This window comes from Anaerobutyricum soehngenii (genome assembly GCF_009697165.1).
GTDB lineage: Bacteria > Bacillota > Clostridia > Lachnospirales > Lachnospiraceae > Anaerobutyricum > Anaerobutyricum soehngenii.
Map to the genome: position 1 here is coordinate 55,723 of NZ_VULP01000017.1, position 7,446 is coordinate 63,168.

General features: G+C 38.4%; 14 protein-coding genes. All 14 read right to left on the reverse strand.

The features are described 5' to 3' along the window. Positions 1-6: 6 nt before the first annotated feature. The gene (locus tag FYJ25_RS09080; RefSeq protein ID WP_154581111.1) at positions 7-315 is read right to left on the reverse strand and encodes a hypothetical protein; all 309 of its coding nucleotides are present in this window, start codon (positions 313-315) and stop codon (positions 7-9) included. After that, positions 315-923, reverse strand: a complete 609-nt coding sequence (locus FYJ25_RS09085; protein WP_055182295.1) for a calponin homology domain-containing protein — start codon at positions 921-923, stop codon at positions 315-317. Before FYJ25_RS09085 ends, FYJ25_RS09080 begins: the two co-directional genes overlap by 1 nt. A gap of 137 nt (positions 924-1,060) precedes the next feature. After that, entirely contained in the window at positions 1,061-1,570 is a 510-nt protein-coding gene (locus FYJ25_RS09090) for a hypothetical protein (RefSeq protein ID WP_154581112.1), read from the reverse strand. A gap of 42 nt (positions 1,571-1,612) precedes the next feature. Further along, the gene (locus FYJ25_RS09095) at positions 1,613-1,828 is read right to left on the reverse strand and encodes a hypothetical protein (RefSeq protein WP_154581113.1); all 216 of its coding nucleotides are present in this window, start codon (positions 1,826-1,828) and stop codon (positions 1,613-1,615) included. Positions 1,829-1,965: 137 nt separating this feature from the next. After that, positions 1,966-3,264, reverse strand: a complete 1,299-nt coding sequence (locus FYJ25_RS09100; protein ID WP_154581114.1) for a ParB/RepB/Spo0J family partition protein — start codon at positions 3,262-3,264, stop codon at positions 1,966-1,968. 2 nt (positions 3,265-3,266) lie between these two features. Further along, positions 3,267-3,554, reverse strand: a complete 288-nt coding sequence (locus tag FYJ25_RS09105) for a hypothetical protein (protein WP_154581115.1) — start codon at positions 3,552-3,554, stop codon at positions 3,267-3,269. 1 nt (position 3,555) lies between these two features. Continuing rightward, entirely contained in the window at positions 3,556-4,326 is a 771-nt protein-coding gene (locus FYJ25_RS09110) for a ParA family protein (protein ID WP_154581116.1), read from the reverse strand. A gap of 15 nt (positions 4,327-4,341) precedes the next feature. Beyond that, entirely contained in the window at positions 4,342-4,830 is a 489-nt protein-coding gene (locus FYJ25_RS09115; RefSeq protein WP_154581117.1) for a hypothetical protein, read from the reverse strand. Positions 4,831-4,846: 16 nt separating this feature from the next. Beyond that, positions 4,847-5,785, reverse strand: coding sequence for a rolling circle replication-associated protein (locus FYJ25_RS09120; protein ID WP_154581118.1), 939 nt, complete (start codon positions 5,783-5,785; stop codon positions 4,847-4,849). A gap of 200 nt (positions 5,786-5,985) precedes the next feature. Continuing rightward, positions 5,986-6,132 carry a hypothetical protein gene (locus FYJ25_RS09125; RefSeq protein ID WP_154581119.1) on the reverse strand — a complete coding sequence of 49 codons (147 nt, stop codon included), beginning with the start codon at positions 6,130-6,132 and terminating at the stop codon, positions 5,986-5,988. Positions 6,133-6,241: 109 nt separating this feature from the next. After that, positions 6,242-6,520, reverse strand: coding sequence for a hypothetical protein (locus FYJ25_RS09130; protein WP_154581120.1), 279 nt, complete (start codon positions 6,518-6,520; stop codon positions 6,242-6,244). A gap of 206 nt (positions 6,521-6,726) precedes the next feature. Further along, a complete protein-coding gene (locus FYJ25_RS09135) occupies positions 6,727-6,924 on the reverse strand; it encodes a hypothetical protein (RefSeq protein WP_154581121.1) in 198 nt (65 codons plus the stop codon). Next, complete coding sequence (locus FYJ25_RS09140) at positions 6,921-7,136, reverse strand: hypothetical protein (protein WP_154581122.1); 216 nt, start codon at positions 7,134-7,136, stop codon at positions 6,921-6,923. The genes FYJ25_RS09135 and FYJ25_RS09140 overlap by 4 nt, the downstream gene beginning before the upstream one ends. Then, a complete protein-coding gene (locus FYJ25_RS09145) occupies positions 7,129-7,296 on the reverse strand; it encodes a hypothetical protein (RefSeq protein WP_154581123.1) in 168 nt (55 codons plus the stop codon). Before FYJ25_RS09145 ends, FYJ25_RS09140 begins: the two co-directional genes overlap by 8 nt. Positions 7,297-7,446: the final 150 nt, after the last annotated feature.

Consider the following 7,446-nt stretch of genomic DNA (forward strand, 5'->3'; position numbering starts at 1 on the left):
GTCCTCCTACATAAGCCCTATATTCTTTAGAGCATAACCGATAATTCCGCCCACAAACGCTGTAATGCTGCATGTTATAATCTGTCTTAATAGTTCACCATCGCGGCTTTCTAATTCGTTCAATCTTTGTTCCTGCCTATTTTGTGCCTGAACCATATTTTCAATTGATATAGCAAGTTTCTGTATCGAAAGTGCAAGATCTGATATTTGTTTTGTAACTTCATCAAAGCCTTTAAGTCTGTGGTTAATACGATTAAGTTCATCCTCTATTCGTTGTTTGAATTCTTCGTGTTCTTCTCGTCCAATTCCATCCATTAACTTCCCCCTTTCACTGTCACATAGCCAGCCGCTCCAGAAGAACCACAAAAGTAATTATGCTGCTGTGCCGCACCTGCTTTCCCATGCAGGGCTTTCTTTGATACCTGTCCGGCTACTGTTCCGTTGTGAACACCCCCATAGGTAGCAATCTGTAATTTTTTATTTTTATGTCCCAGAAATACTACAGTGTGAATAGGGTCTTTCTGCTCAAACAAAACAACTTTTCCTTGTTTTAATGCCCGGTTAATATTCTGCCTTACCTTCTTGTTGTTCTTACCTGTGTTTGAGTGCCACACCGCAACTTTCTTCCCGGTAATCCCATTAATTACTTTTGCCGCTCCAAACACTGTCACTTTTGAGCCATTATATCCGGCTAAATGCGTGCGACACCATTCGCGAATCTGTTCTGGTGTTTTCCTGATTCCTTGTAACTGTAACGCTACTGAAATCGCTTCTAAGGAACAACCATGACTTCTTACAAAAACAGATTTACTCTGCTTTTTATCCGGTATTTTAATTATTACCGTCTTCTTATCCGGTTTCTGTAAAACAGCTTTGACGGGCCACTTTTTGTTTGTCGTCTTTGCTACTTTTTTTACAATCATCGTGTCTTCCTTTCTGCATACGAATACGAAAAAGACACCCTGCAAGCAGGATGTCTTTTTCACACTTTTTATTTGGGATTATAAGCCAAGCAATAATAATACCTGTATTGGGGAATCAGGTATTATTTTTTTGCTCATTATAAAAATAACATAAATAAAAATAACATTGGATAACATTTTAATTTTTTTTTTGCTTTTTCCTCAATATTTTTCAAAAATCTTGTACAACGCATCTGACACTGTGCCTTTGAATAACTTTTTCCCGTCTCTTTTTCCATCTTTATCGCTACCTTGTACCAGGATAAATTATCTATGTAAAAATACTGGAGCATCATCCTGATCTCTGTAGAACGCACCGTGTCAAGAAATGTATATGCTCTATTTAGTATTATTTCTTTCTCCAGTTTTGTTTCATTCAGTTTATTGATTCTTTCTTCTAACAGTTTTCTTCTTTTTTCGATCGTTGTATCCTGTGTTCCTTCCAGCCTATATAATCGTGTTCCGCCGCTACCACCACGAACGCAATCAGCTACTACTTTTTCTGACAGTTCCGCTATTTCCTGTTCGGTCTTTTCTATTCGCCTTTCGAGGTCTTTTATCAGTACATCAATGTCACCGCATCTTTCAAGGTTCTCTTTCTCTGTCATATCTTCCCTCCCTCTGTGTCAGATTCTGACACCATTAAATAATCAAATGTGTTCATGTTTTTGTGGCGGTCCAAACGGATTTCTCTCCATCTTTACCAGTTCATTATATTTTTCAACATGTTCATCTGGTGTTATTTCGCCATTCATAAGCTGCTGTCCTAATTCTTCAAAATCCAAGGTTAATCTCATCTCAAATTCATGCAGTGAAACCTTCCCTTGTGCAAGCATACGTTCTAATGTTTTGTGTTCTTCACTCATATTATCCCCCTCGCTAGTAAATAACGATAACCCCGGTATTTTACCGAGGTATCGTATCAATGACATATAGCTCCTTCATGGAACCGTTAATAAGTTGCGTGTAATATGTGTAAAACCTTCCTGGAGGTGTGTCCAGCTTATTTTCTGTAATCTTTCTCGTATGCATCTTTTAATTCCTGCACATAATTCATAAGTTCACATTCGTAGCAGTAATTATTCATTTCTTCTTCCTTGTACATGCTATTTTTCGTATTTAATTCTACAGCTTTTCTATTGCTGCATAATTTATCACACACATAGCCGCACAGTTTGTCCGTTGCTTCTTCTATTTCTTTTCTCTTTCGTTCGCTTGGAAGAATCTCCATTTTCTTTTCATCGTGAAGCTCTTGTAATTTTCTTTTTGTCTCTCTGTCTATTCTATCCTGTTCTTCCGAATATCTCTGCTCTTCCGTTTTCTCTGCTTCGGTTTTATTAATGTATCTGTCGCAGGACGTACAGGTGGAAGTTCGGACATTACACTCAAGGTATCTTTTACAGTTATAGCAAAGTGATGTGATGCCTACTGGATGTGGTTCCTCATATTCTTCTGGTTCTTCCTGATCTAATTCTTGATCGTAGTTCACTATCCTTGATTCAGATTTTTCTACCACTTCCTCCGGTTTTTCTTCGGTGTCATAATCTGGCACCGCCTTTTCTTCTAACTTTTCGCTTTTCATCTCTTTAATTTCTTTATGTGATAGTTCCCCATTATCTTTTAATCTCTGTAAAGCTTCTTTTTGCTGTTCTTCACTCATTCCGGAAAGCTCATAAGCTGTTGAAAAGTTTATATTCTCTTTATCTATCTCTTCTTTAAACTCTTTAATAAGATTTTTATTAATCGTTTCCATCTGTGCAATCTTCGTCTTAGAAACATGCAGCATGGATGCAATCACATCTCTAAGTCTTCCTTGACTTAAATCACGTCCATGGATTTTCATTCCATTTTCTTTTAAGTACTCTAATTCTTCTTTTAGTTCTCTTTCTTCCCGAAGCAAGGTAGCAACGCTTTTATTTCTGCTACTATTTGCAATAATCAGCTCTATTTTTTCCTCGTGTTCATTTGCTGGATTCCTAACTTGGCAGGTTACAAGCTCATATTCTGTATAGCCACGTTCTGCGAGTAACTTTAAAGCTCTCCACCGTCTCTCCCCGGAAATTAACTTGTATTCTCCCTCTTCTGACGGTTCATACATAACTGCCAGATTATCAATCAATCCTACTGCTAATATTTCATCTGCTTTCTCTTCTATTCCTTCCTGCGGATAAAAGTTTTTAACGTTCGAATAAATCTTATGAATAGATATATCCTTTGTGCGAAAGCGCGCCTTTGGTGTTGTATCTATTCCCCTTTTGCTATTTTTGTTCAGTGTATCCAGCACTGAAAAACCTGTTGCCATGTCTACCTCCTTTCTTCCTTCGGGATGCTATGCGAAACTTTCTTTTTCTTCTTTGTCTTCCTCAAATCTACCGCCGCAGATGCTGCTGTTATCCCCGTTCGGAATCCTCTCTCATCTTCTACAACAATCATGTGCGGATAAATCTCTTTTACAGTCACCTTTTTCGGTGCTGTTTCCTCTCCTCGCATCTTCGGTCCATCCATGTAATAGACCGCTCCCGGCTTAATACCGAGATCCTTATTCATCTTTTCCATAGAGGACATTTTCTTTCTTCTTTGAACTAACTGCATCTTATTCCTCCTGTAATAATTCCTCAACTACCGCCCTATAGTCTTTCGTTGCAATACCATTCTTCGAAAAGGCCGGAAGTGGTTTCATTGCCATAGATGCCTTTTCTACTACAATCGAACGGCGGACCGATGTTTCGAACATCTCAAAGCCGGACTGCTCTTTCATCCACTGTTCAAACTCCAGGGTTGTTTTATTTTTCTGCCGCATGGTGATAATGCCTTTAATATGCAATTTCTCATTCAATTCGCGGAGATCGTCAAGCTGTTCCTGCAAGTTATATATCGCTTCATTCTCAAAACCGCCTAGCTTCACCGGAGCTATCACCATCTCTGCGGCGATCAGCACGTTGATAACTACCATGTCGAGTAAACGACCACAGTCACAGATACAATAGTCATAGAGGTTATTTACTTCTTTAAGCATTTCTTTTAAACGCTCTATCTGTGTTTTTTCTCTTTCCAGGCGTAAGCTCATATCGGTTTGCATCAAATATCCATTCGCTGTGATAATATCAATATTCTCATATTGTGTCTGCTCAATAAAATGCCAGGTATTATATTCTCCACCGACATATGTATGATTTTCTAATAATCCGGAAAGCCCTTCTCCTTCTGGGTCATACTTTCCATATACCTTTGATGTATCCCCCTGCGGATCTGCATCAATCAAAAGCACCTTTTTCCCCTGTTCCCCCAAAATATAAGCGATGGTGTCCGCACTGGTTGTCTTTGCGATACCGCCTTTTGGTGACATTATTGCTATCGTTCTCATAATCCCTGCTCCCTTCTATGCTCTTTTCTTTTCTCTTTGTTTCTGGAATTTTCTAGCCGCTCTCTTTTCACTTCGGTTATAATGCCTTTTCTGGCGGTATGCCTGCGTGTCTGTAACATTGTCTTCGTTTTTTCGAATCTCGAATGTTATCCCTAATTCTTCCTTTAGTGCCTTCGTCATATCTTCCCAAGTCACATATTCTTCCTGCAGGCATTCTGTTTTTAAATTAAAACGCTGCACGAATCTATCTAAGCGTGTTTTTCCGAAACCAAATTCATCTCTTAGGGTCATCGCTGCCAGAATCCTAACCGTATCAACTATATTTTCTTTGATTCTTCTGATACTTTCATCTATCGCTGACGGGCTCACTCCTACTGGGATTCCTGTTGCTTTACGCATTTCAATATCCTGCTTTAACCCTTCCATTCCTTTTGTCTGTGCGATTCTGTACGCTTGTGCCATGCCTTCTAGTCTTAATCTTTCCTCTTTGCTAATTCTTTCCATCTGCTTATAATCCTCCTTAATCCTTTTGCTTTCGCAACCTCGTATATATGTAATAGCGTGTGTTGAAATCATTGTAATAAACCTTTGCAAATGTGAAATCATATTCCGGGTACCACGCTTCCATCTGTTCTTTGATTGTGTTTTCATTCCGAACCATGTCGTTCACATAGCGTTCTATCTTTCTATAATTTCCACTCTTTGCCTGTGGCCGCTTATTCCTTACCACTTTTACTTCTGGCTGCTTTAATCCCTGTGATGAGTTCCATCGCTTTTCTGAACGAATTCTGTCTTTCTCTTTTACAATATAGTTCGCCATGCCAGAAAGTCCATTCTCATCCTTTTCCAGTCTCCTGATCTGACTACGTTTTCCACATTTCCATGTCTTTTCTACTGTATCCCGGTCAAGTAATCCATCCATAACAACATGGTGATGCCACCTGATCTTAGCATCAGGGTTATATTCCGTTACATAGATATACTTACAATTTGGTAAGCCAAGCTTCTTTCTTCTGTAATTCAGTCTTTTAATAAACCTCTTTACATTCTTTAGTGCTGCATCTATATCCCCATCCGCAGGAAGGTGTTCATCATCGTATGTAAACGTACACCAGAGGTCTTCGTTACCAAAGTTTGCATTGATAAGACGTTCTACTCTCTTTCTTGCATTCTTATCGTTCAGTCTCCCCTGTGCTTCTCTATTACTCTTCTTCACTCTTCCCTCTTCCGGAATATCTTCTTTCTTTCCAAAGATAGGATAGATTTCTACTTCTAACTGTTCCCCTGCTTTAATAGTCTTTAGAGCATAGTTCGTCTTTGTGCGTTTGAATAACTGTTGTGTCATCCATTCTTCCATATCCTCTAAAGATTTATTGTAAGCAGACTCATAGTCATATTCTAAAAGACGCATTCCTCTATTCTTTTTTCTCTTATCCTTCTTTATCTGACACTTACCCATTGCTTTACCTGCTATTATATATTTCGACCACTTGTTACTATGTATTACGAGGACGGCAAATTTGTTAAAATGCTTTAAAAATCAGTTTCTTTCATGGTTTTTATGCTTGCTTTTCTGTGTCAGATTTGATATGATGAAATTGCATTTCATATTTAATTTGACACTAGAGAGCATCCGCTGCTTTTGGATGCTCTCCTTTGTTATGCTATTATGTAATCCAGTCCGGTTTCCGCTGCCTTTTTCCTGGCATAAGCTACCGCTTCCACATAATCTCCATAAAAACACTCTAATTCCATGTTTGTCCATCTGATAATCTTTACTTTATTTTCTTTCTTTTTATCTTGCATTCCTTACGCTGCCGATTCTTCTTTTTTGTTTATCTCGACAGTAACTTTCACGTTTTCCCGCTCCGCTATAATCGAAGCAATCGTTTCATGCAGCCTTTTTATATTTTCTTTACTCATCTAAACGTCCCCCTTCTTCTCTCGTTTCTAAAACCATTACTTCGCCTACTGTTTTATTAAATCCTTTTGTAAATACTTTTAATGCAAGCTTTCCAGCTTCTTTATTATCTTTATACATCGTATCAATTGCATGCCTCACAGCTATTCCAATGTTTGCGAACATCTCCATTCCCATTCCCGCTTCTTTTGACAGATTTATCGCTGTTGCAGTTTCGTAGTTCTGCTCTACTTTTTTGCGGTAATCACCAAAGCCATATCTCCCTGTAAACATTCCGGCTTTTCATTTGGTTTGCTATCATTTACAATTATCGTACTAAACATCGTTCCTCCTACTTTCTTCTTTCCTTTGTTAATAGTTACATCACACTTCTAATCCCTTTGTTTATCAGTTACTCCACTCTGCATTACTACGGGGTTGTGACCGCCTGGCATCCCTGCCGCCTGCATTAGAGTCTCCCGGATGTTCCGGGAGTGTTCTTATTCTTTTATATCAATGATAATCTTGTTGCTATCCGTCCAAAGAAATCCTTTCATTTTGGACAAATAGTATGGGTATATTCTGTCCTTCCACCATTCTCCCTTTGCCAGAATTTTATGCTGTTCGTTTCTGATGGTTAACTCCGTATCGTCTTCAACCATTCTTGAAGCTATTAAATCTATCACTGCCTTTTTCATATCTTTTCATATAACCTCTTTCCAACTTTCTCAACCACTTGTTCTTCGCTATCTTCCGTTATAGAAATCTCGAATATAGGTCGCAGTTCTTCTTTTGCTTCCTCTGGGAAACTTTCTTTCAGGCTCCGTACAATCATAGAAAACTCTAATAACTGGTCCAAAACCGTTTCTTCAAGTTCTACACTCATTGTCCTTGTATCTGCTTTAATCATTATTTTCTTTCCCTCTTTCATCGAGCCATTTGATCCCTACACCATTCCAGTGAATTTTAGGAATCAATACTGTTGATCTGCTTGCTTCTAGTACTTGTTTACCTGTTTCATCTGTCCTGACAACAAAATCTGCCTGACTTCTTAATGCTTCATATGTCATTTTTCAATCCCCTTTTTCTCCTGGGTACTGTAAAGTTTTACAGTCCTATTTTTGTTTAAAACCTTATATTTTCAAGGATTTCATCACTTTTTACGAATAAAAAAGCAATGACCCCCTTTTTCATGTATAATGTAAGTGACCAAACTCAAC

Bases quoted from the DNA above. Each gene is read 5' to 3' on its own strand.
- FYJ25_RS09080 (WP_154581111.1), bottom strand. From the start codon at position 315: ATGGATGGAATTGGACGAGAAGAACACGAAGAATTCAAACAACGAATA.
- FYJ25_RS09085 (WP_055182295.1), bottom strand. From the start codon at position 923: ATGATTGTAAAAAAAGTAGCAAAGACGACAAACAAAAAGTGGCCCGTC.
- FYJ25_RS09090 (WP_154581112.1), bottom strand. From the start codon at position 1,570: ATGACAGAGAAAGAGAACCTTGAAAGATGCGGTGACATTGATGTACTG.
- FYJ25_RS09095 (WP_154581113.1), bottom strand. From the start codon at position 1,828: ATGAGTGAAGAACACAAAACATTAGAACGTATGCTTGCACAAGGGAAG.
- FYJ25_RS09100 (WP_154581114.1), bottom strand. From the start codon at position 3,264: ATGGCAACAGGTTTTTCAGTGCTGGATACACTGAACAAAAATAGCAAA.
- FYJ25_RS09105 (WP_154581115.1), bottom strand. From the start codon at position 3,554: ATGCAGTTAGTTCAAAGAAGAAAGAAAATGTCCTCTATGGAAAAGATG.
- FYJ25_RS09110 (WP_154581116.1), bottom strand. From the start codon at position 4,326: ATGAGAACGATAGCAATAATGTCACCAAAAGGCGGTATCGCAAAGACA.
- FYJ25_RS09115 (WP_154581117.1), bottom strand. From the start codon at position 4,830: ATGGAAAGAATTAGCAAAGAGGAAAGATTAAGACTAGAAGGCATGGCA.
- FYJ25_RS09120 (WP_154581118.1), bottom strand. From the start codon at position 5,785: ATGGGTAAGTGTCAGATAAAGAAGGATAAGAGAAAAAAGAATAGAGGA.
- FYJ25_RS09125 (WP_154581119.1), bottom strand. From the start codon at position 6,132: ATGCAAGATAAAAAGAAAGAAAATAAAGTAAAGATTATCAGATGGACA.
- FYJ25_RS09130 (WP_154581120.1), bottom strand. From the start codon at position 6,520: ATGTTTACAGGGAGATATGGCTTTGGTGATTACCGCAAAAAAGTAGAG.
- FYJ25_RS09135 (WP_154581121.1), bottom strand. From the start codon at position 6,924: ATGAAAAAGGCAGTGATAGATTTAATAGCTTCAAGAATGGTTGAAGAC.
- FYJ25_RS09140 (WP_154581122.1), bottom strand. From the start codon at position 7,136: ATGATTAAAGCAGATACAAGGACAATGAGTGTAGAACTTGAAGAAACG.
- FYJ25_RS09145 (WP_154581123.1), bottom strand. From the start codon at position 7,296: ATGACATATGAAGCATTAAGAAGTCAGGCAGATTTTGTTGTCAGGACA.